The organism is Actinomadura parmotrematis, from assembly GCF_019458805.1.
GTDB classification, from domain to species: domain Bacteria; phylum Actinomycetota; class Actinomycetes; order Streptosporangiales; family Streptosporangiaceae; genus Spirillospora; species Spirillospora parmotrematis.
In genome coordinates, this window is sequence record NZ_JAIBOA010000001.1 from 488411 (window position 1) to 512760 (window position 24350).

23 protein-coding genes are annotated in these 24350 nt (G+C 74.5%); 13 read left to right on the forward strand and 10 right to left on the reverse strand.

Annotated elements, in window-relative coordinates; translation table 11 throughout:
* The first annotated feature begins 83 nt into the window (after nt 1–83).
* The 4 genes from K1Y72_RS02295 (at nt 84) to soxR (ending at nt 4470) form a co-directional block, all read left to right on the forward strand.
* Nucleotides 84–656 carry a DUF421 domain-containing protein gene (locus tag K1Y72_RS02295; RefSeq protein ID WP_220162675.1) on the forward strand — a complete coding sequence of 191 codons (573 nt, stop codon included), beginning with the start codon at nt 84–86 and terminating at the stop codon, nt 654–656.
* Nucleotides 657–765: 109 nt separating this feature from the next.
* Nucleotides 766–3318, forward strand: coding sequence for an ATP-dependent Clp protease ATP-binding subunit (locus K1Y72_RS02300; RefSeq protein WP_220162908.1), 2553 nt, complete (start codon nt 766–768; stop codon nt 3316–3318).
* Nucleotides 3319–3322: 4 nt separating this feature from the next.
* A complete protein-coding gene (locus K1Y72_RS02305) occupies nt 3323–3889 on the forward strand; it encodes an HdeD family acid-resistance protein (protein WP_258571748.1) in 567 nt (188 codons plus the stop codon).
* Nucleotides 3890–3942: 53 nt separating this feature from the next.
* Nucleotides 3943–4470, forward strand: a complete 528-nt coding sequence (soxR, locus tag K1Y72_RS02310) for a redox-sensitive transcriptional activator SoxR (RefSeq protein WP_220162678.1) — start codon at nt 3943–3945, stop codon at nt 4468–4470.
* A gap of 6 nt (nt 4471–4476) precedes the next feature.
* On the opposite strand, the gene K1Y72_RS02315 is transcribed toward soxR, so the two are convergent.
* Both K1Y72_RS02315 and K1Y72_RS02320 read right to left on the reverse strand, forming a co-directional pair.
* The gene (locus tag K1Y72_RS02315; RefSeq protein ID WP_220162680.1) at nt 4477–6855 is read right to left on the reverse strand and encodes a glycoside hydrolase family 65 protein; all 2379 of its coding nucleotides are present in this window, start codon (nt 6853–6855) and stop codon (nt 4477–4479) included.
* Nucleotides 6852–7604: an HAD family hydrolase gene (locus K1Y72_RS02320; RefSeq protein WP_220162682.1), complete on the reverse strand. Its 753-nt coding sequence runs from the start codon at nt 7602–7604 to the stop codon at nt 6852–6854. The genes K1Y72_RS02315 and K1Y72_RS02320 overlap by 4 nt, the downstream gene beginning before the upstream one ends.
* Before the next feature lie 141 nt (nt 7605–7745).
* Here K1Y72_RS02320 and gnd point away from each other — a divergent pair, with 141 nt between their 5' ends.
* Both gnd and K1Y72_RS02330 read left to right on the forward strand, forming a co-directional pair.
* Nucleotides 7746–9170 (forward strand): NADP-dependent phosphogluconate dehydrogenase, encoded by a 1425-nt coding sequence (gnd, locus tag K1Y72_RS02325; RefSeq protein ID WP_220162684.1) that lies wholly within the window; start codon nt 7746–7748, stop codon nt 9168–9170.
* Between the two features lie 115 nt (nt 9171–9285).
* On the forward strand, nt 9286–11793 hold the full coding sequence (locus K1Y72_RS02330; RefSeq protein WP_220162686.1) for a DEAD/DEAH box helicase: 2508 nt from the start codon (nt 9286–9288) through the stop codon (nt 11791–11793).
* 14 nt (nt 11794–11807) lie between these two features.
* Here the strand turns inward: K1Y72_RS02330 and K1Y72_RS02335 are convergent, their stop codons facing one another.
* The 5 genes from K1Y72_RS02335 to K1Y72_RS02355 form a co-directional block, all read right to left on the reverse strand.
* Complete coding sequence (locus K1Y72_RS02335; protein ID WP_220162688.1) at nt 11808–12347, reverse strand: Clp protease N-terminal domain-containing protein; 540 nt, start codon at nt 12345–12347, stop codon at nt 11808–11810.
* 1 nt (nt 12348) lies between these two features.
* Complete coding sequence (locus tag K1Y72_RS02340; protein ID WP_220162690.1) at nt 12349–12579, reverse strand: helix-turn-helix domain-containing protein; 231 nt, start codon at nt 12577–12579, stop codon at nt 12349–12351.
* Nucleotides 12580–12640: 61 nt separating this feature from the next.
* Nucleotides 12641–13669, reverse strand: a complete 1029-nt coding sequence (locus tag K1Y72_RS02345) for a hemolysin family protein (protein WP_220162692.1) — start codon at nt 13667–13669, stop codon at nt 12641–12643.
* Nucleotides 13669–15006: a hemolysin family protein gene (locus K1Y72_RS02350; RefSeq protein ID WP_220162694.1), complete on the reverse strand. Its 1338-nt coding sequence runs from the start codon at nt 15004–15006 to the stop codon at nt 13669–13671. The genes K1Y72_RS02345 and K1Y72_RS02350 overlap by 1 nt, the downstream gene beginning before the upstream one ends.
* A 124-nt stretch (nt 15007–15130) precedes the next feature.
* A complete protein-coding gene (locus K1Y72_RS02355; protein WP_308286843.1) occupies nt 15131–15973 on the reverse strand; it encodes an EamA family transporter in 843 nt (280 codons plus the stop codon).
* Between the two features lie 129 nt (nt 15974–16102).
* Here K1Y72_RS02355 and K1Y72_RS02360 point away from each other — a divergent pair, with 129 nt between their 5' ends.
* The gene (locus K1Y72_RS02360; RefSeq protein WP_220162696.1) at nt 16103–17065 is read left to right on the forward strand and encodes a hypothetical protein; all 963 of its coding nucleotides are present in this window, start codon (nt 16103–16105) and stop codon (nt 17063–17065) included.
* Here K1Y72_RS02360 and K1Y72_RS02365 read toward each other — a convergent pair.
* Together K1Y72_RS02365 and K1Y72_RS02370 are read right to left on the reverse strand one after the other, a co-directional pair.
* On the reverse strand, nt 17062–17547 hold the full coding sequence (locus K1Y72_RS02365) for a PaaI family thioesterase (RefSeq protein ID WP_220162698.1): 486 nt from the start codon (nt 17545–17547) through the stop codon (nt 17062–17064). The genes K1Y72_RS02360 and K1Y72_RS02365 overlap by 4 nt on opposite strands.
* Nucleotides 17548–17661: 114 nt before the next feature.
* Nucleotides 17662–18504, reverse strand: a complete 843-nt coding sequence (locus K1Y72_RS02370) for a DUF72 domain-containing protein (protein WP_504739478.1) — start codon at nt 18502–18504, stop codon at nt 17662–17664.
* Between the two features lie 58 nt (nt 18505–18562).
* On the opposite strand from K1Y72_RS02370, the gene K1Y72_RS02375 reads away from it, so the two are divergent.
* The 3 genes from K1Y72_RS02375 to leuE all read left to right on the forward strand — a co-directional run bounded on the left by K1Y72_RS02375 (nt 18563) and on the right by leuE (nt 20604).
* Nucleotides 18563–19291 (forward strand): ABC transporter permease, encoded by a 729-nt coding sequence (locus K1Y72_RS02375; protein WP_308286844.1) that lies wholly within the window; start codon nt 18563–18565, stop codon nt 19289–19291.
* A 119-nt stretch (nt 19292–19410) separates the two neighbouring features.
* A complete protein-coding gene (locus K1Y72_RS02380; RefSeq protein WP_220162704.1) occupies nt 19411–19809 on the forward strand; it encodes a ribonuclease domain-containing protein in 399 nt (132 codons plus the stop codon).
* 126 nt (nt 19810–19935) lie between these two features.
* Nucleotides 19936–20604, forward strand: a complete 669-nt coding sequence (gene leuE, locus K1Y72_RS02385) for a leucine efflux protein LeuE (RefSeq protein WP_220162706.1) — start codon at nt 19936–19938, stop codon at nt 20602–20604.
* 3 nt (nt 20605–20607) lie between these two features.
* Here leuE and K1Y72_RS02390 read toward each other — a convergent pair whose 3' ends face one another.
* Complete coding sequence (locus tag K1Y72_RS02390) at nt 20608–21018, reverse strand: cupin domain-containing protein (protein WP_220162708.1); 411 nt, start codon at nt 21016–21018, stop codon at nt 20608–20610.
* A gap of 188 nt (nt 21019–21206) precedes the next feature.
* On the opposite strand from K1Y72_RS02390, the gene K1Y72_RS02395 reads away from it, so the two are divergent.
* From K1Y72_RS02395 to K1Y72_RS02405, 3 genes are read left to right on the forward strand one after another with little or no spacing between them, the layout of a single operon-like run.
* The gene (locus K1Y72_RS02395) at nt 21207–21794 is read left to right on the forward strand and encodes a carboxymuconolactone decarboxylase family protein (RefSeq protein WP_220162710.1); all 588 of its coding nucleotides are present in this window, start codon (nt 21207–21209) and stop codon (nt 21792–21794) included.
* Nucleotides 21791–23323 carry a sugar ABC transporter ATP-binding protein gene (locus tag K1Y72_RS02400; protein WP_220162712.1) on the forward strand — a complete coding sequence of 511 codons (1533 nt, stop codon included), beginning with the start codon at nt 21791–21793 and terminating at the stop codon, nt 23321–23323. Before K1Y72_RS02395 ends, K1Y72_RS02400 begins: the two co-directional genes overlap by 4 nt.
* Nucleotides 23320–24333, forward strand: a complete 1014-nt coding sequence (locus K1Y72_RS02405; protein ID WP_220162714.1) for an ABC transporter permease — start codon at nt 23320–23322, stop codon at nt 24331–24333. Before K1Y72_RS02400 ends, K1Y72_RS02405 begins: the two co-directional genes overlap by 4 nt.
* Nucleotides 24334–24350 lie beyond the last annotated feature (17 nt).

Below are 24350 nucleotides of genomic sequence, written 5' to 3' on the forward strand. Positions count from 1 at the left end.
CTGACGGACGGCCGCGGGGCCTCGCGCCCCGCGGCCGTTCTATTTTTGCCCCGACCACCATCCCCGGCGGCGAGGAGCGGCGCATGTGGCACGACCTGTTCTCCATCCAGATCCCCCTGCTGGACAAGGTGGTGCGGACCGTCGCGGTGTTCCTCGTCGTGCTGCTGCTCCTGCAGCTGTTCGGGCGCCGCGAGACCGCCCAGCTCACCGGCTTCGACTTCGTCGTCATGCTGCTGCTGTCCAACGTCGTGCAGAACGCCATCATCGGCCCCGACAACTCCATGCTCGGCGGCGTCGTCGGGGCCGTCGTGCTGCTCCTCGCCAACGGCGTGCTCGTCCGCGTCGCGCATCGCGTCCCCTGGCTGCGCCGGATCGTCAAGGGCCGCCAGTACACCCTCGCCCGGCACGGCGACTACGACGAGGCGAACCTCCGCCGCCTCGCGCTGCTGCCGAGCGACGTCGACCAGGCCGTCCAGGAGCAGGGCGGCGACGGCGTCGGCGACACCGAGCTGATCACGCTGGAGCCCGGCGGTGCGGTCGTGGTGCGGCTCCGCCGCGCCGAGCAGTCCGCCACCTACGGCGACGTGACCGAGCTCGTCGCCCGGCTGGAGCGCATCGAGCGGCGGATCGAGGCGCTCGCCGCACCGCCCCGTTAGGGGAATTTGCCAAGATTGTCGGCCCTGTTGGTCTTCCGCGAGGCGGCGCCCGGTCACCTTGAAGATCAAGGGGGTAGCCACTGTGGCCAGCACGCCGTTCGGCTCATCGATGTTCAACGACCCGTTCCGCGGGTTCGAGTACCTGACGGGCAGGATGTTCGGGGCGCCCGAATCGTGGCCGCCGCGCTCGGGCGGGGTGCAGCGGGTCGACATCGGGCAGCTGCTGAGCGAGACCGGGCGCGAGCTCATCGCCCGCGCCCTGCAGCGCGCGGGCCGCCGCGGCGCCGCCGACGTCGACGTCGTCGACCTGCTCGCCGCCGCCGCCGAGAGCGGCCCGGCCCGCGGCCTCCTCGACGCCGCGGGCGCCGACCCCGACGCGCTCCTCGCGCGCGTCGCCGACCTCACCGGCTCCGGCGCGCCCGGCGAGCCGCCCACCACCTTCACCCCCGCCGCCAAGCGCGCCCTGCTCGACGCCCAGCGCGTCTCGCGGGCCCTGGAGGCCAGCTACATCGGGCCCGAGCACCTGCTCCTCGCCCTCGCCGCCAACCCCGACTCCAGCGCGGCCCGGCTGCTCGCCGCGCAGGGCGTGTCGGCCAACGAGCTGCAGGACGCGGTGCTGAACGAGCCCGAGCGGACCGGCGCGGCCCGCCAGGGCGGCGCGTCCGGGACCCCGACGCTGGACGAGTACGGCCGCGACCTCACCGACCTCGCCCGCGACGGCGCCCTCGACCCCGTCGTCGGCCGCGAGGACGAGGTCGAGCAGGCCATCGAGGTCCTGTCGCGGCGCACCAAGAACAACCCGGTGCTGATCGGCGAGCCCGGCGTCGGCAAGACCGCGATCGTGGAGGGCATCGCCCAGCGCATCGTCAACGGCGCCGTCCCCGAGTCGCTGAAGGGCAAGCGCGTCGTCGCCCTCGACCTCACCGGCATGGTCGCCGGGTCCAAGTACCGGGGCGAGTTCGAGGAGCGCATCAAGAAGGTCATCGACGAGATCCGCGAGCACTCCGACGGCCTGGTCGTGTTCATCGACGAGGTCCACACCCTGGTCGGCGCGGGCGCCTCCGAGGGCGGCATGGACGCCGCCAACATCCTCAAGCCCGCGCTCGCCCGCGGCGAGCTGCACGTCGTCGCCGCGACCACCATCGACGAGTACCGCCGCAACATCGAGAAGGACGCCGCGCTGGAGCGCCGCTTCCAGCCCGTCCTCGTGCCCGAGCCGACCGTCGAGGACACGATCGCGATCCTGGCGGGCCTGCGCGACAAGTACGAGGCCCACCACCAGGTCCGCATCACCGACGGCGCCCTCGACGCCGCCGCCCGCATGTCCGACCGCTACATCTCCGACCGGTTCCTGCCCGACAAGGCCATCGACCTGATGGACCACGCCGCCGCCCGCGTCCGGCTGCGCGCCCAGTCGCCCGGCGAGGACGCCCGCGAGCTGGAGCGGCGCCTGGAGGGCCTGCACCGCGACAAGGACCAGGCCGTCGCGAGCGACAACTTCGCGCGCGCCGAGGAGCTGCGCCTGGAGATCGAGCGGCTGCGGCCCGAGCTGGAGCGCGCCCGCGCGGGCCGCGACGACGTCCCCGAGGTCACCGCCGTCGACATCGCCGAGGTCGTGTCGCGCCGCACCGGCATCCCGGTGTCCCAGCTCACCGAGGAGGAGCGCGACCGGCTGCTCCGCATGGAGCAGCACCTGCACGAGCGCGTCGTCGGGCAGGACGAGGCCGTGCGGGCCGTCGCCGAGGCCGTCCGCCGCGGCCGCGCCGGCCTCGCGGACCCGGACCGGCCGCAGGGCGGCTTCCTGTTCCTCGGCCCGACCGGCGTCGGCAAGACCGAGCTCGCCCGCGCCCTCGCCGACGTGCTGTTCGGCGGCACCGACCACATGATCCGCGTCGACATGAGCGAGTTCCAGGAGAAGCACACCGTCTCCCGGCTCATCGGCGCACCGCCCGGCTACGTCGGCTACGACGAGGCCGGGCAGCTCACCGAGGCCGTCCGCCGCCGCCCCCACTCGGTGGTGCTGCTCGACGAGATCGAGAAGGCGCACCCCGACGTCATGAACATCCTGCTGCAGATGCTCGACGACGGCCGCCTCACCGACGGCCAGGGCCGCACCGTCGACTTCACCAACACGATCGTCATCATGACCTCCAACGTCGGCGCCCAGCTCATCCTGGACGCGGGCGGCGACACCCCCGAACTGCGCGACCAGATCATGGACCTGCTGCTGCACACCCTGCGGCCCGAGCTGCTCAACCGGATCGACGAGACGATCGTCTTCACCCGGCTGGACCGGACCGAGCTGCGGCGGATCGTGGACCTGCTGCTCGGCCGCACCCGGCAGCGCCTCGCCGGGCAGGGCGTCGCGCTGGAGGTCACCGACGCGGCCAAGGACTGGCTCGCCGCCAAGGGCCACAAGCCCGAGTTCGGCGCCCGCCCGCTCCGCCGCACCGTCCAGCGCGAGCTGGACAACCCGCTGTCGCGGATGCTGCTGAACGGCGACGTCACCGAGGGCGCGCGGGTGCGGGTGGACGCCGGCGACGACGTCGCCCTGGCCATCGACGTGCGCGAGGGCGCGCCGCCCTCGACCCCGGACGCGGTGCCCGCCGGCGCCGCGCCCGGTTCCACCACGGGTTCCACCACGGGAGGCAACGATGCTTGATGCGATGACACGTCACTGGTGGGTGCTGGCGCTGCGCGGCGCGTTCGCCGTGCTGTTCGGCATCGTCGCCTGGGTCTGGCCCGGCATCACCGTCTGGGCGCTCGTCCTGCTGTTCGGCGCCTACGCCCTGGTGGACGGCGTCATCGCCGTCTACGGGGCGGTCACCGGCAGCACGGCCGGGTCGCGGTCCTGGCTCGCGATCTCCGGCATCGCCGGCATCGTGCTCGGCCTCGCCGCGCTGATCTGGCCCGGCATCACCGGCCTCGCCCTGCTCATGCTGATCGCCGCCTGGGCGGTGGTCACCGGCGTCATGGAGATCGTCGCGGCGATCGCGATGCGCAAGGAGATCGAGGGCGAGTGGCTGTACGCCGTCACCGGCGCGATCTCGGTGCTGTTCGGGCTGCTGCTGTTCCTCTGGCCTGCGTCCGGCGCGCTCGCGCTGATCTGGATGATCGGGTTCTTCTCGATCCTGGCCGGCGCCCTCATGATCGGCGCGGCGTTCCGGGTCCGCAAGATGGGGGAGCGCGCCGGGAGCACCGCCGGCGCCGGCAGCGCCCGCACCGTCCTTTAGACCCCCGGCGGGCGCGCGGCGCGACCGCGCGCCCGCCGGGTAGCCTTCCGTCCATGTCGCGGCTGGAGCACAGGGTCCACGAGCTGACCGTCGGGCAGCTCGCCGAGCGGAGCGGCGTCGCGGTGTCGGCGCTGCACTTCTACGAGGCCAAGGGCCTCATCTCCAGCCGCCGGACGGCCGGGAACCAGCGCCGCTTCACCCGCGACACGCTCCGCCGCGTCGCGTTCATCAAGGTGTCGCAGCGCGTCGGCATCCCGCTCGCCGACATCCGCGCCGCCCTCGCCACCCTCCCCGACGAGCGCACCCCGACCGTCGCCGACTGGGCGCGCCTGTCGGAGAGCTGGCGCGGCGAGCTGGACGCCCGCATCGCCCAGCTGGAGCGGCTCCGCGACGACCTCACCGACTGCATCGGCTGCGGCTGCCTGTCGATGAGCCGCTGCGCCCTCGCCAACCCCTACGACGAGCTCGGCGACACCGGCCCCGGGCCGCGCCGCCTGCTCACCGCCCGCAAGGAGGCCGCCGGGACCGCGGCGCCCGTCCCGGACGCGGCGCGCGCCTGCGCCGCGTCCGGGGAGTGCTGACGCGCCTCAGCCGTCCTGGTGCCGGGGGTCGACCCGGCGCGGCGTCGGCGCCCGCCCCTCGGGCTGGCTCGGCGCGGGCCGCGGGTCGAGCGGGGGGATGGCGAGCTCGGCCGGCTCGTCGGCGAGGGTGATCTCGCGGCCGTGGTGCAGCAGCTTGATCGGGTTCCCCTCGCGCAGGTCGTAGACGGCGCTGCCGGCGGTGATCGTCACCTTCAGGCGCCGCCCCCGGTAGCGCAGCCGGAACGCCAGCCGCGACAGGCCGTTCGGCAGCCGCGGCGCGAACCGCAGCCGCCCCTCCGCGGCGCGCATCCCGCCGAACCCGGCGACCAGGCCGTTCCACGCGCCCGCCATCGAGGCGATGTGCAGGCCGTCGCGGGTGTTGTGGTTCAGGTCGTGCAGGTCCAGCAGCGCCGTCTCGGCGAGGTAGTCGTGCGCGAGGTCCAGGTGGCCGACCTCGGCGGCGACCACCGCCTGCGTCTGCGCCGACAGCGAGGAGTCGCGGACGGTGAGGCCCTCGTAGTAGTCGAAGTCGCGGGCCTTCTGCTCGGCGGTGAACGCCTCGCCGCAGAGGTGCAGCGCGAGGACGAGGTCGGCCTGCTTCACGACCTGCTTGCGGTACAGGTCGAAGTAGGGGAAGTTCAGCAGCAGCGGGTAGTGGTCGGCCTTGGTCCCGGCGAAGTCCCAGCGGGCGTGGTTGGTGAACCCCTCGGACTGCGGGTGGACGCCGATCCGCTCGTCGTAGGGCACCAGCATCGCCGCCGCCGCGTCCCGCCACGACGCGGCCTCCTCGGGGGTCACGCCGAGCAGGTCGGCGAGGTCGGGATGGCGCATCGCCATCGAGGCGGCCTCCTGGAGGTTCCGGCGCGCCATCAGGTTCGTGTAGACGTTGTTGTCCACGACCGCGGTGTACTCGTCGGGGCCGGTCACCCCGTCGATGCGGAACACCCCCTCCACGTCGTGGTGGCCGAGGCAGCGCCAGAGGCGCGCGGTCTCCACCATCAGCTCCAGGCCGATCTCGCGCTCGAACTCGACGTCGTCGGTGGCGTCGACGTAGCGCAGGACGGCGTCGGCGATGTCGGCGTTGATGTGGAAGGCGGCGGTGCCCGCCGGCCAGTAGCCCGAGCACTCCTGCCCGCGGATCGTCCGCCAGGGGAACGCCGCGCCGGTGAGGCCGAGCTGCGCGGCGCGCTCGCGGGCGAGCGGCAGCGTCATGTGCCGCCAGGCGAGCGCGTCGCGGGCGGCGTCGGGGTAGGTGTGCGCGAGCACCGGCAGGACGAACGTCTCGGTGTCCCAGAAGGTGTGCCCGTCGTAGCCGGTGCCGGTGAGGCCCTTGGCCGGGATCATCCGCCGCTCGGCGCGGGCCCCCGCCTGCAGGATGTGGAACAGGGCGAACCGGACGGCCTGCTGGATCTCGGCGTCGCCGTCGACCTCGACGTCGGCGCCGCGCCAGAACTCCTCCAGGAACTCGCGCTGCTCGGCGAGCAGGTCGTCCCAGCCGGTCTGCTCGGCCGCCGCGAGCGCCGCGACGACCTGGTCGTGCAGCGCGGGCCGGGACCGCTGGCTGGACCAGCCGTAGGCCAGGTACTTGACGATGCGCAGCTTCTCGCCGGGCTCCAGCCGGGTCGCCACGGTGAAGCGGGCGATGTCGGGGACGCTCTCGGCCTCGGTCTTCAGCGGGTCGGGGCCGGCGACCTCGTGCGCCATGCCGGCGGCGAGGCGGAGGCCGCTCACCTTGGTGCGGTGCACCAGGACCTGCTTGCCGCCGCTGCCGACGTGCTCCTCGGAGGCGAGCGGCGCGGCGAGGACGGCCGCGGCGCGCGGGTCCTTGCCGCCGTCGGGCAGGTCCTCGTTGGCGACCAGCTCCGACTGCGCGACGACGCGGGCGGGCGCGTCCAGCACCTCCACCTCGTAGCAGATCGCGGCGATGGCGCGCTGGGTCAGCGACACCAGCCGGGTGGAGGTGACCCGGATCTTCTGCCCGGCGGGGGAGGTCCACTCGACCTCGCGGACGAGGGTGCCGGCGCGCAGGTCCAGCACCCGCTCGTGCCGGTGCAGGCGGCCGTAGCGCACGTCGAACGGCTCGTCGTCGACCAGCAGCCGGATGAGCTTGCCGTTGGTGACGTTGATGACGGTCTGGCTGGACTCGGGGTTGCCGTAGGCGGCCTCGGCGTGGGGGAGGGGCCGCTGCTCGTACAGCGAGTTCAGGTAGGTGCCGGGCAGGCCGTTCGGCTCGCCCTCGTCGAGGTTGCCGCGCAGCCCGAGGTGCCCGTTGGACAGGGTGAACACCGACTCGCTCTGGGCGAGCCGGTCGATCCGCAGCTCGGGCTCGCGCACGCACCAGGGGTCGACGAGGTAGGTCGGCTCGGGCACGTCCGCCCGGGTCATCGGCCGCCCTCCGCCAGCTCGGACAGGTCGTTCACGACGATGTCGGCGCCGTGCCCGGCCAGGTCGCGGGCGTGCGCGTCGTCGACCCGGTTCACCCCGACGACGTAGGCGAAGTCGCCGGCGCGGCCGGCCTCGACGCCGGCGAGGGCGTCCTCGAAGACGGCGGCGTGCGCGGCGGTGACGCCGACGGCCTCGGCGCCGGCCAGGAACATGTCGGGGGCGGGCTTGCCCGGCAGGTCGCGCTCCTGCGCGGTGACGCCGTCGACGCGGGCGTCGAACAGGCCGGTGATGCCGACCGACTCCAGCACCTGGGCGGTGTTGGCGCTGGAGGACACCACGGCGGTCTTCAGGCCGGCCGCGCGGGCGGCGCGGACGAAGGCGATGGAGCCGTCGAAGGTCTCCACCCCGCGCTCCTTGATGATCTTCAGGACGAGGGCGTTCTTGCGGCTGCCGAGGCCGTGCACGGTCTCGGCGTCCGGCGGGTCGTCCGGGCTCCCCTCGGGCAGGCGGATGCCGCGCGACTCCAGGAACGAGCGGGTGCCGTCCTCGCGGCGCTTGCCGTCCACGTAGGTGCCGTAGTCCGTGCCGACGTCGAAGGGGGTGAAGGTGCCGCCCTCGCGCTCCGCGCGGGCCTTCAGGTACCCGTCGAACATCTCCTTCCACGCCTCGGCGTGGACGGCGGCCGTGCGGGTCAGCACCCCGTCGAGGTCGAAGAGGCACGCCCGCACCTCGTCCGGCAGTCCCAGCATCGTTCCTCTTCCGTCTCGCTGATGGTCCGACACCGGGCTCTTCCCCGCCAGGACCGAGGACATGCCGGTCCGGGCCGCCGAACGGCGGGTGATCGCGGGCCGTACAACGTGGGTAGGGGTCCGGCGGAAGGGGAGACGACTATGGACAAGGCGCAGATCGGCGTCACCGGCCTGGCGGTCATGGGCCGCAACCTGGCCCGCAACTTCGCCCGGCACGGGCACACCGTGGCCCTGCACAACCGGACCACGGCCAAGACCAAGGCGCTCGTCGAGGAGTTCGGCGACGAGGGGGCGTTCGTCGCCACCGAGACCGCCGCGGAGTTCGTGGCGGCGCTGGAGCGCCCGCGCCGCCTCATGATCATGGTGAAGGCGGGGCCCGCCACCGACGCGGTGATCGCGGAGTTCGCGCCGCTGCTGGAACCCGGCGACATGATCATCGATGGCGGGAACGCGCACTTCGCCGACACCCGCCGCCGCGAGAAGGCCCTGCGCGAGCAGGGGATCCACTTCGTCGGCACCGGCGTGTCGGGCGGCGAGGAGGGCGCGCTGAACGGCCCGAGCATCATGCCGGGCGGGTCGGCGGAGTCCTACGAGAGCCTCGGGCCGCTGCTGGAGGACATCGCGGCCAAGGTGGACGGCGTGCCGTGCGCCACCCACGTCGGCCCCGACGGCGCCGGGCACTTCGTCAAGATGGTGCACAACGGCATCGAGTACGCCGACATGCAGCTCATCGCCGAGTCCTACGACCTGCTGCGCGGCGCCGCCGGGCTGGAGCCGGCCGAGATCGCCGAGGTGTTCCGCACCTGGAACACCGGGCGGCTGGAGTCCTACCTCATCGAGATCACCGCCGAGGTGCTCGCGCACACCGACGCCGCGACCGGGAGGCCGTTCGTGGACGTGGTGCTGGACCAGGCCGAGCAGAAGGGCACCGGCCGCTGGACGGTGCAGACCGCGCTCGACCTCGGCGTCCCGGTCGGCGGCATCGCCGAGGCGGTGTTCGCCCGCTCGGTGTCGGGCCACGCCGACCTGCGGAAGGCGGCGCACGGGCTGCCCGGACCGGCGCGGCGGGCGACCGAGGGATCCGGCTTCGCCGACCAGGTGGAGAGGGCGCTGTACGCCTCCAAGATCATCGCGTACGCGCAGGGCTTCCACGAGATCGCCGCGGGCAGCGCCGAGTACGGCTGGGACGTCGACCTCGGCGCGATGGCGACGATCTGGCGGGGCGGCTGCATCATCCGGGCCCGGTTCCTGAACCGGATCACCGACGCCTACCGCGCCGACCCGGCCATGGCGACGCTGCTCACCGACGACCACTTCGCGCAGGCCCTCGGCGACGCCCAGGACGCCTGGCGCGAGGTGGTGGCGACGGCCGCCCGGCTCGGCGTCCCGACGCCGGGCTTCTCCAGCGCTCTCGCCTACTACGACTCGCTGCGCGCCGACCGCCTGCCGGCCGCGCTGACGCAGGGCCAGCGCGACTTCTTCGGCGCCCACACCTACCGCCGCACCGACCGCGACGGCGCGTTCCACACCCTGTGGGCCGGCGACCGCACCGAGGCCGACGCCTGACACCGGTTTCCGCGCCGCCGTCACCTCCGGCGGCGGCGCGGAGCCCGCGGATCATCGGTGCCGTTTCCGGCGGGGGATGGCTCGGGCGGTGGTCCGGCGGGGGCAGGATGGAGGGGTGAGCCTCATCGACCAGCTTCCCTCCGGTGACGACCTCGGCCCCGACTCGCTGTTCGAGGCGTTCGAGAGATGGGCGACCGGGCGCGGCATCACGCTGTACCCCGCCCAGGAGGAGGCGCTGATCGAGGTCGTCTCCGGCGCCAACGTGATCCTCGCCACCCCGACCGGGTCGGGCAAGAGCCTGGTCGCCGCGGGCGCGCTGTTCGCCGCGCTCGGCCGCGACCAGGTCGGCTTCTACACCGCGCCGATCAAGGCGCTGGTGTCGGAGAAGTTCTTCGACCTCGGCGAGATGTTCGGCCGCGAGAACGTCGGCATGATGACCGGCGACGCCAGCGTCAACTCCGACGCCCCGATCATCTGCTGCACCGCCGAGGTCCTCGCCAACATGGCGCTGCGCGACGGCGCGGACGCCGACGTCGGCGTCGTCGTCATGGACGAATTCCACTTCTACGCCGAGCCCGAGCGCGGCTGGGCCTGGCAGGTGCCGCTGCTGGAGCTGCCGCGCGCCCAGTTCCTGCTGATGTCGGCGACGCTCGGCGACGTGTCGTTCTTCCAGCGGGACCTCACCCGCCGCACCGGCCGCTCGACGGCCGTGGTGTCCTCGGCCGAGCGCCCCGTCCCGCTGATCTACGACTACCGGGTCACCCCGCTGCACGAGACGATCGAGGAGCTGCTCGCCGAGCGGAAGGCGCCGATCTACCTGGTGCACTTCACCCAGGCGGCGGCGATCGAGCGCGCCCAGTCGCTGATGAGCATCAACGTGTGCACCAGGGAGGAGAAGGCGAAGATCGCCGAGCTGATCGGCGACTTCCGCTTCACCACCCGGTTCGGCCGCAACCTGTCGCGGTTCGTGCGGCACGGCATCGGCGTGCACCACGCCGGGATGCTGCCGAAGTACCGGCGGCTCGTCGAGCGGCTCGCGCAGGCCGGCCTGCTGAAGGTCATCTGCGGCACCGACACCCTGGGCGTCGGCGTCAACGTCCCGATCCGCACCGTGGTGTTCACCGCGCTCAGCAAGTACGACGGGCACCGGGTGCGGCGCCTGCGCGCCCGCGAGTTCCACCAGATCGCCGGCCGCGCCGGGCGGGCCGGGTTCGACACCGTCGGGTTCGTCGTCGCGCAGGCCCCCGAGCACGTGGTGGAGAACGAGAAGGCGCTCGCCAAGGCCGGCGACGACCCCAAGAAGCGCCGCAAGGTGCAGCGCAAGAAGGCGCCCGAGGGGTTCGTCGGCTGGGACGAGGAGACCTTCGCCAAGCTGCAGACCGCCGAGCCCGAGCTGCTGCGGTCGCGGTTCCAGGTGAGCCACGCGATGCTGCTGTCGGTGATCGCGCGCCCCGGCGACGCGTTCGCCGCGATGCGGCGGCTGCTCACCGACAACCACGAGGACCCGGCCGCGCGCCGCCGCCACATCTCGCGCGCCGTCGCCATCTACCGGTCGCTGCTCGCGGGCGGCGTCGTGGAGACCCTGGACGAGCCCGACGCGCAGGGCCGCCACGCCCGCATCACCGTCGACCTCCAGGAGGACTTCGCCCTCAACCAGCCGCTGTCGACGTTCGCGCTCGCCGCCTTCGAGCTCCTCGACCCCGGCTCGCCGTCCTACGCCCTGGACGTCCTGTCGGTGATCGAGGCGACGCTGGACGACCCGCGCCAGATCCTGGCCGCCCAGGAGAACAAGGCGCGCGGCATCGCCGTCCAGGAGATGAAGTCCGAGGGCATCGAGTACGAGGAGCGGATGGAGCTGCTCCAGGACGTCACCTACCCCAAGCCGCTGGAGGAGGAGCTCGGCGCCGCCTACGAGGTGTACCGGGCCGGGCACCCGTGGGTCGGCGACCACCCGCTCAGCCCGAAGTCGGTCGTGCGCGACATGTACGAGCGGGCGATGACGTTCGTGGAGTACACCGGCTACTACGAGCTGGCCCGCGGGGAGGGCCTGGTGCTCCGCTACCTGTCGGGCGCCTACAAGGCGCTCCAGCAGACCGTGCCCGAGTCGATCAAGAACGACGACCTCATCGACCTGATCGAGTGGCTCGGCGAGCTGGTCCGCCAGGTCGACTCCAGCCTGCTGGACGAGTGGGAGCAGCTCGCCCACCCGTCCGACGACCCGGCCGAGGTCGTCATCGAGGACCGCGTCACCCGCGTCACCGCCAACACCCGGGCCTTCCGGGTGCTGGTCCGCAACGCGCTGTTCCGCCGGGTGGAGCTCGCCGCCGCCGAGGACTACGCCGCCCTCGCCGAGCTGGACCCCGACTTCGGCGCGGACGGCTGGCGCGCCGCGCTCGACGCCTACTACGACGAGCACGACGAGCTGCTCACCGGCCCCGACGCGCGCGGCCCCAAGCTCCTCATGATCGAGGAGGTGCCGCAGGACGCCCTCTGGCGGGTCCGCCAGGTCTTCGACGACCCGGCCGGCGACCACGACTGGGGCATCAGCGCCGAGGTCGACCTCGCGGGCTCCGACCAGGCCGGCGAGGCCGTCCTCCGCGTCACCGCCGTCGACCGCATGTAGGGCGGCCGGGCGGGTCAGGCGGCGAGGGCGCGGTCGAGGTCGGCGCGCAGGGCGGCGAGGTCGACGCCCTCGTCGGCGAGCAGGCGGGCGGCCGGGAACCGCTCGTCGGCGAGCAGCCCGAGCAGGACGTGCCCGTCGTCGATCCGCTTGTGGCCGAGGCGGACGGTCTGGCGGAGCGTCAGCTCCAGCGTCCGCTTGGCGGCGGGGGAGAAGGGGATGTGCTTGCGGGCGCCCTGCCCGAACCGGCCGGCGGGGGCGTCGAGGGCGCCCGCGCCGAAGCTGTCCTCGGCGGCCTCGCGGACCGCGTCCAGGTCGATGCCGAAGGCGCGGAGCGCCTCGCCGTCCAGGGGGCCGGGGCGGAGCGCCGACATCCGGGCGCGCAGCCCGGCGGCCGTCACGCCGCGCTCGGCGAGCGCCCGGCCGGCGACGCCGTCGCCTCCCGCGAGCGCCAGCAGCAGGTGCTCGGTGCCGACCTGCTCGCTGCCGAGGTCGAACGCCTCCTGCTGGGCTCCCACCACCGCCTGGCGGGCCTGCCGGCCGAACCTCTCGAACATCTCACTGCTCCTTCCGGGGGACGCGGCGCCCGCCGTGCTTCTTGTGGACGGCCTGCCGGCTGACGCCGAGGCAGACCGCGATCTCCTGCCAGGACCAGCCCTGCCCGCGCGCGCTCGCCACCTGGAGCGCCTCCAGGCGCTCGGCGAGCTCGCGGAGGGCGCGGACGGCGCGCAGGCCGACCGCCGGGTCGCGGCTGCTCGCCTCGCGGGCGAGCGTCACTCCATCGCTCATGGCGTCAATGTAGGTTGACGCGCACGGGCGTGTCAACCTCCGTTGACGATCGGCGGGGGTCTCAGGCGGGGGTGACCAGGGTGGCGAGCAGGTCGTCGAGGCTGATCAGGCCGGCCGTGCGCCCGGCGGCGTCGATGACGAGGCCGAGATGGCTGTGCGCGGCGCGCAGCGTCGTCACCGCCTCGGCCACCGGGCAGTCCACCGCGAGCTCGGGCACCGGGTGCGCGAGCTCGCCCGCCGGGGTCGCGCGGCCCCGCCCGCGGGCCAGGTAGGCGTCCCGGACGTGCACCATGCGGGCCGGCCGGAGCGGCGGCCCGCCGGCGTCGCCGTCCAGCATGAGCCGGGTGCGGCCGGTCCGCGCGGCGGTGTCGACGACCTCCTGCGGGCTCGCGCCCGCGGGCACCGCGACGATGTCGGCGGGCCGGATCACCAGGCCGGCGAGCGGCGCCTGCGGCGCCTCCAGCGCGGCGGCGAGCAGGTTCAGGTCGCTCTCCTCGATGAGGCCGAGCCGGCGCGACTCCACGGCCAGGCCGAGGAGCTGCTCGGGGGTGCGCGACACCTCCCCGGCGTCGCCCGGGCGCACGCCGACGGCGCGCAGCAGCAGGTTCGTCACGGCGTTCAGCGCGGCGAGCACCGGCCGGACGATCCGCGCGAACGCCCGGAACGGCGGCGCCAGCACCGTCGCCGACCGCTCGGGGCGGGCGATCGCCCACGACTTCGGGGCCATCTCGCCGACGACCATGTGCAGGAACGTCACCAGGGCGAGCGCCAGCACGAACGCGACGGCGTGCGCGGCGGCCTCCGGGACGCCGGCGGCGTGGAACAGCGGCGCCAGCGTCCCGGCGAACACCGGCTCGGACACGACGCCGAGGCCGAGCGAGCACATGGTGATGCCGAGCTGCGCGCCCGCGAGCATCAGCGACAGCTCCCGGATGCCGGCGACCGCCTGCGCGGCCGCCCGCGAGCCCTCGGCCGCGGCCTTCTCCAGCCGGGGCCGCTTGGCCGCGACCAGCGCGAACTCCGCGGCGACGAAGAAGCCGTTGCCGGCGAGCAGCAGCAGGGTGAGCGGCGCTCCGACCGAGAGGTCCATCAGCGCTCCGCCCCGTCCCCGGCGTCGTCGGCGCGGACCCTGATCAGCTCGGGCACGTGCCGGTGCACGGTCAGCACCTCCACGACGGCGCGGCGCGGCGGGTCCTCCAGGCGGGCCCGCTCCAGGTCGACGGTGACGACGTCGCCGGGCTCGGCGACCCGGCCGAGGCGCTGCAACAGGAGCCCCGCGACGGTCTCGTAGTCGCCCTCGGGCAGCGCGATGCCGGTCTCGTGCTCGACCTCGTCGACGCGGAGGCCCGCGTCGGTGGTCCACCAGCCGTCGCTCTCGATGGCCAGGTCCTCGTCCGCCTCGTTCTCGTCGGTGATCTCGCCGACGAGCTCCTCGGCGATGTCCTCCCAGGTGATGAGGCCGGCGAAGCCGCCGTACTCGTCCACCACGCAGGCGAGCGGGGCCTGCGCCGCCTGGAGCTGGGCGACGACGTCGGGCAGCGGCAGCGTGGCCGGCACCATGAGCGGCGGCCGGGCGAGGGCGCGCAGCGGGGTCGCGGCGGCCTGCGCGGGGGTGAGCGCCACGAGCTCGTCCAGGCCGACGGTGCCGAGGACGTCGTCGACGCGCTCGCCGATGACGGGGTAGCGGGTGTGGCCGGTGGCGGTGATGACCTCGTCCATGGACGCGGCGGGCGCGGCGGCGGCGACGGTGACGACGTCGACGCGCGGCACCATGACCTCCTCGGCGCTCCGCTCGGAGAACGCCAGGGCGCGCTCCAGCAGGTCGGCGTTGCCGTCCGGCAGCTCCTCGCCGGACTCGCCGATGATGAGGCCGAGCTCCTCCAGCGTCGCACCGTGGTGCAGCTCCTCCACGGGCTCGATCCCGACGCTGCGGAGCAGCTTGTTGGCGGCGGCGTCGAACAGCCGGATGAGGGGGGAGGCCAGCATCAGGTAGACGAGCGTGGAGCGGGCGAGCGCGCGGGCCATCGGCTCGGCCTTGACCAGCGCCAGGTTCTTGGGGAACAGCTCGCCGAGCACCATCTGAATGATCGTGGCGAGCACGAACCCGGCGGCGACCGCGATGCCGCCCGCCATGCCGGCCGGGACGCCGGCCGCGTCCAGCGCCGGGGCGATGAGGTCGGCGAGCGCGGGCTTGGCGATGAACCCGACGACGAGGGCGGTCACCGTGATGCCGAGCTGCGCGCCCGACAGCATGAACGACAATCGCTCCATCACCCGCACGGCGCGCTGCGCGGCGCGGTCGCCGTGGGCGGCGCGCGCGTCCATCGCGATCCGGTCGGCGGTGACGAAGGCGAACTCCTGCGCCACGAAGTAGCCGGTCGCCGCGGTCAGCACCAGCACGGCCGCGAGGCCGAGCGCTGCGTTCACGATGCTCCTCCCGGGCGCCGCGCCCGCGCGTGCCCCTGCCTGGTGTCCTGCCCCGCCATGATCTTCCCCTACCCGCGACGGCGGCGGATACGGCAGCATCTCAGACGGCCCGCGCGCGGGCGGCTCAGGCCGCGGTGATCAGCAGCACGCCGGCCGCCACCACGCATGCCGCCGCGACGCGGCGCGCGCCCATCCGCTCGCCGAAGAACACCGCCCCGATGACCGCCCCGGAGATCACGCCGGTCTCCCGGAGCGCCGCCACCGACGCGAGCGCGCCGCGCGTCTGCGCCCAGAGCACGATCCCGTAGGCGGCCATCGAGATGACGCCGCCCGCCGCGGCGAGCAGCGCCTGCCGCCGGTCCAGCGACCCGGTGAGCGGGCCGCGCCGGAGCAGCCGCACGAGCAGCACCGTCAGCGGCGCCTCCAGCGCGAACAGCCACAGGGCGTATCCGGCGGCCGAGCCCGCGTCCCGCACCCCCGACCCGTCCAGCACCGTGTAGGCGGCGATGGACGCGCCGGTCAGCAGGGCGGCGCCCACCGCGCGGCGGTCGCGCGGCGCGGCGTCCGGGCCCGCGGGGACGAGCGCGAGGACGGCGAGGCCGGCGCTGACGGCCACGACGCCGCCGGTCTGGGCGAGGGAGAGCCGCTCGGACAGGGCGACGGCGGCGACCGCGGCGACGATGAGCGGGGCGCTGCCGCGCGCCAGCGGGTACACCTGGCTGAAGTCGCCGAGCTGGTAGGAGGCGAGCAGCAGCCCCATGTAGACCAGGTGCACCGCCACCGAGGCGAGCAGCCACGGCCACGCGGCGGCGGCCGGCACCGGCACGAACGCCAGCGCCGCCAGCGCCACGACCGCCTCCCCGGTGCCGATCAACGCCAGGCCGGCCCAGCGGTCGGGGACGCCCTTGGCGATGGCGTTCCAGCCGGCGTGCAGCACGCCCGCGACGATCACGGCGAACGCGAGCACGGGACCACCTCGGGGCAGAGCGGGACGTCGTGCCGCATTCTAGGCACCGGCCGGCCGCTGGAGTGGAACGCTCCCCCGTGATAGGCACGGAGTGACGCCGTCCCCTCCCTCGTCCAGGCGGGAGCGACCATGCCCGACGACCCCGGGCTCCGGCCCGTCTTCGACCCCGCCCTGACCGCCCGCGACCGCGGGCTGCTCGCCGAGGATCCCGCCCGGCTCGTCCCCGCGCACCTGCCGGCGCCGGTCCGGGCCCGCCCGGCCCCGGCCGCCCGCGCCGCCGGGATCCCGCTGTTCGCGCTGTTCTACGGGGTGCTGCCCGGCGGCTGGTTCCACCTGTTCTTCACCGCCTCGCTCGACGAGGAGGACCCGTTCGGCCGGGTGCTGCGCTGGGGGCGGCTGCCGCTGCTCGCGATGATGCTGACGCCCGGCGTCCAGGTCGTCCTGCTGCTCTGCGGGCAGCGCGAGGCGGCGGCCGTCCTCGCCGCGGCGAGCTTCGCCGCCTGGTGCGCGGGCGCGGCGCGCGCCGCCCGCGAGCCGGCCGCCGCCCGCGCCGCCCGCGAGCTGCACGGCCGCTACCTGCTGCCCGCCGACCTGGACGGGCCGGCCGCCCGGCTCCTCGCCCGCGCCCAGCGCGCCGTCGACGCCGTCCTCGGCTCGGCGGCGCACCGCGCCGGGCTGCTCGACGCCGCCGGCAACGCCGCCGAGCTGCCCCGCGAGGAGTGGGAGATCGCCGGGACGCTCGCCGAGCACACCCGGCTGCGCCGCGAGCGCAGCGCCCGGGACGCCGGCCGGCTGAGCGCGCCGGTGCGCGAGCTGCTGCGGTCCCGGGACGCCGCGCTGGAGGCGTCGGTCCGCTCGGTGACCGCGCGGATCGCCGCGCTGGAGGACTACGCGCGCCGCGCCGCCGAGGCCGACGACGCCTACCACGAGTGGCGCGTCCTGCAGGCGCTGCCCGAGCAGGACGCCCGGGACCGCGAGCTCCTCGCCCGCACCGTCCGCGACGACCTGGCCCGCGACCGCATCGCCCGCCTCGCCGGCGACGCCCGCGCCGCCGCCGAGGCCCTCCGCGCCGCCGCCGACCCGCCGGACTAGCGGGCCCGCTTCGGGACGATCATCGAGGAGAAGTCGGCGGTCGCGACGAGCGTGCCGGTGTCGTCGGTGACCGCGCAGTCGACGATGATGAGCTGCCGCCCGGCCCGCACCACCTCGGCGCGCGCGTGCACGGCCGCGCCGCGCGTCCGCGCCAGGTAGCGGACGTGCAGGTCGGCGGTGACGAGGGTGTGGGTGGTGTAGTCCAGGCCGCCGGCCCGCGCGGCGATCGTGCCGCAGGTCTGGTCGATCAGCGTGGCGATCGCGCCGCCGTGCAGCGTCCCGGCGTGGTTCAGCGCGTCGGCCGCCACCGGCATGGAGACGAGGGCGTGCGCCGGCCCGAGCTCGACGATCTCCAGGGCGAGCATGGCGTTCAGCGGCGAGCCCTGGAACATCTCGCGCAGCGCCGCGCGCTCGGCGTCGGGCATGTCCGCCACGCGGAGGAGCGGGTCGGACGGCGGCTCGGGGGCGGCACTCTGGGCCATGCGCGGACCTCCAGCGGGACGGGCGGGGACGGGCCGGGCCGAGTCTCGCACATCCGTGTGCACCCTACACATCGCGGGGCCGCCGCCCGCGCCTTCCCCCGCGCCTGGCGGGCGTCAGAAGAGGGTGGTCGGCTCGGGTTCGGGGAGGGGGTCGAGGGCGGGGACGCGGGCGCGGACGTCGGCGTGGAAGCGGCGGGCCAGGTCCAGGGCGTCGGCGTTGTCGGGGGTGTGGACGAAGACGGTGGGGGAGCGGCCCTCCTGTAGCCAGGCGGCGACGCGCTCGGTCCAGAAGGCCCAGCCCTGGACCGTCAGGTCGGCGTCGTCGCGGCCGAGGTAGCGGACGATCGGGCGGGCGGTGAGGGCGCGCGAGCGGCGCGGCAGGCGGGGCTTCTTCGTCCACGCCTCGCGCTCGGCGTCGCTGGTGGGGGTGCGCTCGAACAGCACGACGGTGTCGAAGGGCACCCACTCGGTGTCCAGCGGGGCGAGGACGCGCTCCAGGGCGGTCGCGGCGCGCTCGTCCTCGAAGAAGGCGGGGTGCCGGACCTCGACGGCGCGGCGGTGCCCGCCGGGCAGGCGCCGCAGGAACGCGGCGAGGGCGCCGAGGTCGTTCGGGCCGAACGAGCCGGGGAGCTGCACCCAGAGCGCCTCGGTGCGCGGCCCGAGCGGCTCGATGGCGCGCAGGAACGCGCCGAGCTCGGCGTCCCCGCCGGTGAGGCGCCGGTCGTGGGTGACGGTCCGCGGCAGCTTCGGCAGGAACCGGAAGTCCTCCCCGGTCTGCCGCGCCCACGACTCGACGGTGGCGCGCGCCGGGGTGGCGTAGAAGGTCGTGTTGCCCTCGACGGCGTTGCACCACTCGGCGTAGGCGCGCAGCCGCTCGCCGGCCGGCAGCGGATGGGGCAGGTACCGCTTCTGCCACGGTGCGTGCTGCCACATCGCGCATCCCACATGAAGCCGCATGCCCCGACGCTACTGGAATCGGTATCCTGCGCGGGCCGTTGGAAGAAGAGGGGCGGGCGTGCAGGGACTCTTTCCCTTGGGGGCGCCGCTCGCCGCCGTCCTCGTCCTGCTGCTGCTGGCGAGCGCGGTGGTCTGCTGGGTGGCGGAGCTGGGGCATGCGCGGGCCGTGCTCGCGGCGGGGGGCCGGGCGGTCCTGCAACTGGCCGTCGTCTCGCTCCTGATCGGGCGGGCCGTGCAGTCCCTCGGCTGGACGGCCCTGTTCATCGCGCTGATGTACGCGGTGGCGTCCTGGACGGCGCGCTCCAGGCTCGGGCGGGCGTCCTGGACCTGGATGCCGATCGCGGCGGGCACCCAGCCGGTGCTGTGGCTGCTGCTCGGCACCGGGGTCCTGCCCGCCCGGGGCGTCGCGCTGATCCCGGTGGCCGGGATCCTGATCGGCGGGACGATGACCGCCACCGTCCTCAGCGGCCGGCGGTGCCGGGAGGAGCTGCGGACGCGGGCCGGGGAGGTCGAGGCGGCCCTCGCGATCGGGCTGGGCACGCGGCAGGCCGTCCTGGAGATCTGCCGCCCGTCGGCGTCCGGGGCGCTGCTGCCGGTCCTCGACCAGACCCGCACGGTCGGCCTGGTCACCCTGCCGGGCGCCTTCGTCGGCATGCTGCTCGGCGGCGCGTCCGCCGCGCAGGCCGCGGCCGCCCAGCTCGTCGTCTCGGCGGGCCTGCTGGCGGCGGAGGCCGTCGCGATCGCCGTCACGCTCGAACTGGTCGCGCGCCGCCCGCGGCCCGCGTGAGACGGCGCGGTGTTTCCGTTTTACAACGTATTTACCTTCTGTCCTGGACAGGGCCATCTTGTCCGGAGAGGGTGCGGGCGTAGCACCGCTCCCGCTCCCCCGCCAAGGAGGCCGTGCCCATGCAGCGCTCCCGCCCGTCCTGGACCCGCCGGATCACCGTCACGGTGGCCGCCGCCGCGTCGATCGGCGGCGCCGTCGCCGTGCCCGCCGAGGCCACCGTCTACTCGTCCTGCACCCTGTCCACCTGCTCGGCCGGCCGGTCGGCGGCGACGACCTGGGCGGCCAAGGGATGGCCCTCCACCAAGGGCTGGTACTCCTGGCCGGACGGCGAGTACAACTACACCGGCGGCGTCTACCACAACTACGACGGCCAGCTCCCGGCGGGCGCGACCTACCACGAGTACGACGTGTACTCGCGGGCCAAGGGCGCCGCGCGCGACGCCTACCGGGTGATCCACAGCAGCACCGGCGCGGTGTACTTCACGCCGGACCACTACGCCGACTTCTACAAGCTCTGAGAGGCCCCCGCGCCGCGCTCGGCCGCCCCGGCGGCCGGGCCGGTTCCGCGGACCCAATATGGTTTGCCCGAAAAGTCGGGGAGGCGGCATCCTGGCCTGATCGTCCGCGCAGGTCAGGGGTAGCGCATGTTCTTCGGCGTCGTCGACATCTGGACGTTCACGGCCGGGGCCTTCTTCATCATCATCCTGCCCGGCCCGAACTCGATGTACGTGCTGAGCACCGCCGCCCGCCACGGGATCGGCACGGGCTACCGGGCCGCCCTCGGCGTCTTCACCGGCGACACGCTCCTCATGGTGCTCGCCGCGACCGGCGCCGCCTCGCTGCTGCGGTCGGCCCCGGCGGTGTTCACCGCGATCAAGTGGGCGGGCGCCGCCTACCTGGCCGTCCTCGGCGCCCGGATGATCTACGCGACGGTCCGCGGGCGGCGGCGCCGGGGCGCCGCGCCGGACCCCGCGCCCGCGGCGGCGGGCGCGGCGGCGGAGCCCGCGACCGTCCGCCCGTACCGCAAGGCGCTCCTGCTCTGCCTGCTGAACCCCAAGGCGATCCTGTTCTTCGCGGCGTTCTTCGTCCAGTTCGTCGACCCCGGCTACGGGACGCCCGCCCTGCCGTTCGTCGTCCTCGGCCTCATCGTGCAGGCGTTCAGCCTCGCCCACCTGTCGGCGCTGATCTTCGGCGGCGCGTTCCTGGTCCGCTGGTTCCGCGGCCGCAGGCGCCTCGCCGCCTTCGCCACCGGCGCCGTCGGCGCGCTGTTCGTCAGCTTCGCCGTGAAGCTCGGGACGGCGTCCGCGGGCTGAGCGCTAGTCGCGGCCCATGAGGTCCTCGGCCGACAGGTGCTCGACCGTCACGCCGGTCTCGGTGAACGTCCGCGTCACCGTGCCCGAGGTGTAGACCCACAGGATCCGCAGCGGCGTGTCCCCGACGTTGCGGAACAGGTGCGGGATCGGCGAGGGGATGTAGGTGGTGTCGTAGCGGGCGAGCCGGGTGGCCTCGCCGTCCACCAGGACCTCGGCGTCGCCGTCGAGGACGGTGACGTGCTCGTCGCAGTTGTGCGAGTGCAGCGGGGCGCCCGAGCCGACCGGGTAGACGCTGATGCCGCTGGTGATCCGGTTCTCGCCGGCCGCCGCCGGAGTGGTGACCAGCGGTGTGGTGACGACCGACCCGCCCCGGTCCAGCGGCGGCACCTCCGCCGCCTTGATGATCACAGTCATGGTGCCCCGCCTCTCGCCTGGTCCGACACCGCCCGAGCCTAGATCCGCGCCCGGGGTGATGGGCGTCACGAGAAGTGCACCCTTACCTTGCATGGAGCGATCTGTGTTCGGGCCCGGCCGAGCAGTACGTTCTGGCGAAACCACCCCATTCCGAGTGATCGGGATCACACGACAAGGGTTCGGTCGCCATGAGACTTCCCATCATCGCCCCCGACGAGATGAACGAACGGCAGCGGGAGATCGGTGCGCGGATCGCGGGGCGCCGTGGAGCTGTCCGCGGCCCGTTCCGCGTCTGGCTGCACAGCCCGGAGCTGTGCGAGCGCGTCGAGTCGCTCGGGGCCTTCGTCCGTTTCGAGTCCAGCCTGCCGCTCCGGCTGCGCGAGCTGTCGCTGCTGATGGCCGCCCGTCATTGGGACGCCCAGTACTCCTGGAACGCCCACGTGGACAAGGCCGTCGAGGCCGGCATCCCGGCCGCGGCGGTCCGGGCGATCGCCGAGCGCCGCGAGCCGGAGTTCGAGCGGGACGAGGACGCCGCCTTCCACCGCTTCTGCCACGAGCTGCTGGAGGAGCACTTCGTCACCGAGGACACCTTCCGCGCCGCCGAGAAGCACTTCGGGCCGCAGGGCCTCGTCGACGCCGTCGGCTCGCTCGGCAACTTCAGCATGCTCGGCATGTGCCTGAACGCCTTCCAGGTCGACCTGCAGCCCGACCGCACCCCGCCCTTCCCCGACGTCCGCGGCTACGAGCGGGTCGAGGTGCCCGAGGAGCCGCGGTGACCGCGGTGCGGGCCGATCGGGAGACCGCCGCCGGCAGCGGGACCGGTGCGGTCATCGAGGTCCGCGGGGTCAGCAAGAGCTTCGGCGGCGCGGCCGCGCTGAAGGACGTCAGCCTGTCGCTGCGGCCCGGCGAGATCCACGCGCTCATGGGCATGAACGGCGCCGGCAAGTCGACGCTGGTGCAGATCCTGTCGGGGGCGCAGAACCCCGACGCGGGGCACCTGGAGATCGACGGCCGGTCGCACGGCGTGCTCGGCCCGCGGCGGGCGCGCCGGCTCGGCATCTCCACCGTCCCGCAGCGCCGCGAGCTGGTCATGAGCCTCACCGTGGCCGAGAACATCATGCTCGGCGCGCTGCCCGCGCGCGGCTCGCTGGTGCGCTGGCGGTCGGTGGCGGCCGAGGCGCGCGCCGCGCTCGCCCGCCTCGGCGTCGACATCGACCCCGCCGTCGAGGCCGGGACGCTCACCGTCGCCGAGCAGACGATGGTCGAGGTGGCCCGCGAGGTCCGCCGCGGCGGCCGGGTGCTCATCCTGGACGAGCCGACCGCCTGCCTCGGCGCCGAGGCGGCCGAGCAGATCCGCGCCATGGTGCGGCGGCTCCGCGACGGCGGCATGGCGATCGTCTACATCTCCCACCACATCGACGAGGTGCTCGGCCTCGCCGACCGCATCACCGTGCTGCGCGACGGCGCGGTGGTGGCGAGCCGCGGGCCGGGGGAGAGCGACGAGGACGGCCTCGTCCGCGACATGGTCGGCCGCGACGTGGTGTCGCGGCGGCCCGAGCGCACCGCCCGGCTCGGCGAGGTCGGCCTCGGCCTGCGCGGCCTCGGCGACGGCCGGTTCGTGGACGGCCTGGACGTGCAGGTCCGCAAGGGGGAGATCGTCGCGGTGCTCGGCCCGGCCGGCGACGCCCAGTCGCGGCTGTTCGACGTGCTGTCGGGGCGCCGCCGGCCGGACCGCGGCGCCCTGGAGGTGGACGGGACGCGCGTCCCCTTCGGCCGGATCGGGCGGTCGCTCGCCAGCGGCCTGCGCTGCGTCACCGGCGACCGCCGCGCCCTCGGCCTCGTCCCCGGCCTCACCGTGGACGAGAACCTGCTGCTCGCCCAGGACCGGCTGGACCGGCGCCGGCTGCACCGCCGGGGCGGGCTGTCGCGCCGCGCGGCGCCGCTCCGCGACGACTACCGGGTCGTGTCGCTCGCCCGCAACCCGCCGGTGGACCGGCTGTCGGGCGGCAACCAGCAGAAGGTGCTGCTCGCCAAGTGGCTCGCCACCGGCCCGGCGGCCTGCTTCCTGGAGGACCCGACCAACGGCGTGGACGTCGCCGCGATGGCCGACATCCACGTGCTGATCGACGCGCTCGCCGAGCAGGGGGTGGCCGTGCTGCTCGCCTCCTCCTCCGCCGAGGAGGTGATGCGCCTCGCCGACCGCGTGATCGTCGTCCGGGACGGGCGCCCGGTCGCCGAGTACGAGATCGAGAAAATCACGCGCGACGAGCTGATCGCCGCCGTCCTAGGAGGAGGACTCTCGTGAGCATCGACGCTCCCGTCGGCACCGGCGGCGGCACCGGCGGCACCGCGGCCGGCGCCCGCCCGGCCCGGCGGCGCGGCCTGCCGGCCCTGCACGCGGTCCCGCACGCCGGACTCCTTCTCGTGCTGGCGCTGCTGGTGGTGTTCGCCAGCGTGCGCACCGACGCCTTCCTCACCTCCACGAACCTGCTGAACGTGCTGCGGCAGGTCAGCGTCGTGTCGGTGATCGCGGCGGGGCTGACGCTGCTCATGACCGCGGGCGGCATGGACTTCTCCATGGGCAGCAACGTCGCGGTGAACACGGCCGTCGCCGCGCAGCTGCTCGCGCACGGGCACCCCGTCTGGCAGGCCGTCGCGGTGTCGATGGCGCTGTCGACCGGCATCGGCCTGGTGAACGGGCTGGTGGTCACCTACACCTCGGTCGCCCCGTTCGTCGCGACGCTGGCCGCCGCGACGCTGCTGGACGGCGTCGCGCTGCTGGTCATCAACGGGCTGAGCATCTCCATCGGCACCAAGCTGACCGCGCTCGGCGACGCCACCACCCTCGGCCTGCCGAACCTGCTGCTCGTGGCGCTGGCGGTGCTCGCCGCCACCGCCGTCGTGATGCGCTGGACGACCTTCGGCCGGGACGCCTTCGCGATCGGCGGCAACGAGGACGTGGCCCGCCTCAGCGGCATCCGCGTCGCCCTCGACAAGCTCGTCCTCTACGCGCTCGCGGGCGCGCTGTCCGGCCTCGCCGGGATCATGCTGCTGGCCCGGCTCGGCGCGAGCAGCCCCGGCACCGGCGGCCTCACCCTGCAGCTCACCGCCGTCGCCGCGGTCGTCATCGGCGGCACCTCGCTCGCCGGCGGCCGCGGGACGGTGCTCGGCACCGTCCTCGGCGTGCTGCTGCTCGGCACCGTCAACAACACCCTCAACCTCCTGCAGATCTCCAGCTACTACCAGCAGATCGCGGTCGGCGCCGTCCTGCTCGTCGCGGCCATCGCCAACCTCCTCCAGCAGCGCCGGCACTGAGTCCCGCCCCCCACCCC

Excerpts from the sequence above, each read along its gene's own strand:
- K1Y72_RS02320 (WP_220162682.1), bottom strand. The coding sequence starts at position 7,604 with ATGCTGGGACTGCCGGACGAGGTGCGGGCGTGCCTCTTCGACCTCGAC.
- K1Y72_RS02295 (WP_220162675.1), top strand. The coding sequence starts at position 84 with ATGTGGCACGACCTGTTCTCCATCCAGATCCCCCTGCTGGACAAGGTG.
- K1Y72_RS02365 (WP_220162698.1), bottom strand. The coding sequence starts at position 17,547 with ATGGCCCAGAGTGCCGCCCCCGAGCCGCCGTCCGACCCGCTCCTCCGC.
- K1Y72_RS02305 (WP_258571748.1), top strand. The coding sequence starts at position 3,323 with ATGACACGTCACTGGTGGGTGCTGGCGCTGCGCGGCGCGTTCGCCGTG.
- K1Y72_RS02335 (WP_220162688.1), bottom strand. The coding sequence starts at position 12,347 with ATGTTCGAGAGGTTCGGCCGGCAGGCCCGCCAGGCGGTGGTGGGAGCC.
- K1Y72_RS02390 (WP_220162708.1), bottom strand. The coding sequence starts at position 21,018 with ATGACTGTGATCATCAAGGCGGCGGAGGTGCCGCCGCTGGACCGGGGC.
- K1Y72_RS02360 (WP_220162696.1), top strand. The coding sequence starts at position 16,103 with ATGCCCGACGACCCCGGGCTCCGGCCCGTCTTCGACCCCGCCCTGACC.
- K1Y72_RS02300 (WP_220162908.1), top strand. The coding sequence starts at position 766 with ATGTTCAACGACCCGTTCCGCGGGTTCGAGTACCTGACGGGCAGGATG.
- soxR (WP_220162678.1), top strand. The coding sequence starts at position 3,943 with ATGTCGCGGCTGGAGCACAGGGTCCACGAGCTGACCGTCGGGCAGCTC.
- K1Y72_RS02395 (WP_220162710.1), top strand. The coding sequence starts at position 21,207 with ATGAGACTTCCCATCATCGCCCCCGACGAGATGAACGAACGGCAGCGG.
- K1Y72_RS02340 (WP_220162690.1), bottom strand. The coding sequence starts at position 12,579 with ATGAGCGATGGAGTGACGCTCGCCCGCGAGGCGAGCAGCCGCGACCCG.
- leuE (WP_220162706.1), top strand. The coding sequence starts at position 19,936 with ATGTTCTTCGGCGTCGTCGACATCTGGACGTTCACGGCCGGGGCCTTC.
- K1Y72_RS02315 (WP_220162680.1), bottom strand. The coding sequence starts at position 6,855 with ATGACCCGGGCGGACGTGCCCGAGCCGACCTACCTCGTCGACCCCTGG.
- K1Y72_RS02370 (WP_504739478.1), bottom strand. The coding sequence starts at position 18,504 with ATGCGGCTTCATGTGGGATGCGCGATGTGGCAGCACGCACCGTGGCAG.
- K1Y72_RS02380 (WP_220162704.1), top strand. The coding sequence starts at position 19,411 with ATGCAGCGCTCCCGCCCGTCCTGGACCCGCCGGATCACCGTCACGGTG.
- K1Y72_RS02345 (WP_220162692.1), bottom strand. The coding sequence starts at position 13,669 with ATGGACCTCTCGGTCGGAGCGCCGCTCACCCTGCTGCTGCTCGCCGGC.
- gnd (WP_220162684.1), top strand. The coding sequence starts at position 7,746 with ATGGACAAGGCGCAGATCGGCGTCACCGGCCTGGCGGTCATGGGCCGC.